Source organism: Mariniradius sediminis, from assembly GCF_021491425.1.
Taxonomy (GTDB): domain Bacteria; phylum Bacteroidota; class Bacteroidia; order Cytophagales; family Cyclobacteriaceae; genus Mariniradius; species Mariniradius saccharolyticus.
Genome location: NZ_JAKEVZ010000047.1, coordinates 1 through 1,039, shown reverse-complemented (window position 1 = coordinate 1,039; position 1,039 = coordinate 1). Strand labels below are relative to the sequence as shown.

1 protein-coding gene is annotated in these 1,039 nt (G+C 48.5%); it reads right to left on the bottom strand.

The features are described 5' to 3' along the window. The coding region (locus tag L0U89_RS20205; RefSeq protein WP_234863183.1) for an IS110 family transposase at nucleotides 1-830 on the bottom strand (830 nt) is incomplete at its 3' end. Nucleotides 831-1,039 lie beyond the last annotated feature (209 nt).

The window sequence follows — 1,039 nt, the reverse complement described above, 5'->3', positions numbered from 1 at the left end:
GATAGTGCCGCCATATGGAAGAGGGTCTTTAGGTCCTTGTTGGCCCGGTTCGAGACCTTGCGCCTGGATCTCTGGCTGGTTCCCGATTCGAAGGAAAACGGGGCAACGCCCACGTGGCATGAAAACTGTCTACCCGATCCGAACTTGGTAAAGCCCTGTGTCGCTATGATGGTCTCCGTGGCGACTTTGTCTCCAACGCCGCCAACGGACACCAGAATCTCCTTTTGCCTTGCGAGCTTCTCGCTGCCCATGAGCTGGCCCTCTATCTGCTGGTCCAGAAGGTCAATGAGTTTGGTCAGGGACTCCACCTGCCTTTTAAGCCTCTTTGCTTTGGCCTTGTAGACATCCGAATCAATGTATCCCTCAAAATCCCTGATCTGGGATTTGTACTTAGCCCTGTCCCTGATATACATATCCCTCTCACTGCCAAGTAGTTTTACGGTTTCGATCACCTTGTCGTCCAGGGTCTGCAGCCTTGCCTTGTCGACATATCGCATCGCATATTCGGCGATCCTTTCGGCATCGATCTTGTCGTCCTTCCTCCTCTGTACCCCCGACCTCAGCCTGATCTCAGCTCCGCTCTCCAGCCACAAAGCGATCCCGTTGCCCATGCAGAACACCTTCAAAGGATTGGAATAATGGCCGGTATGCTCTGCACAGACCAGCACTTCTCCCCAGGCACGGCTCTTCTCCAACTTCTTGAAAAACTTCCCAATGGAGAGATCCTTGTTCTCGATCTTGAAGTTCTCGATTTCCCCATCAAGGGTAACCAGGCAAATGTCAAGTGTCAATTTACTCACATCGATTCCGATAAATGTCTTGAATTTCATACTTTAGCGTTTAGATAAATTGATTGAAAAGAACCGTTACCTAATAACCTTAACAGATGTAAGACTAATATCTTATACAGGTCTTGGTTCTTTAAACCTGTCAGCTCCAAATATCGGGATAGTGCTCTACTAAGGCTATCGATGGATCGCTGGCAGGTTTTCAATTATACCACCCTTCTTGGTTAAATACAATCGATCAAATCTAAGGT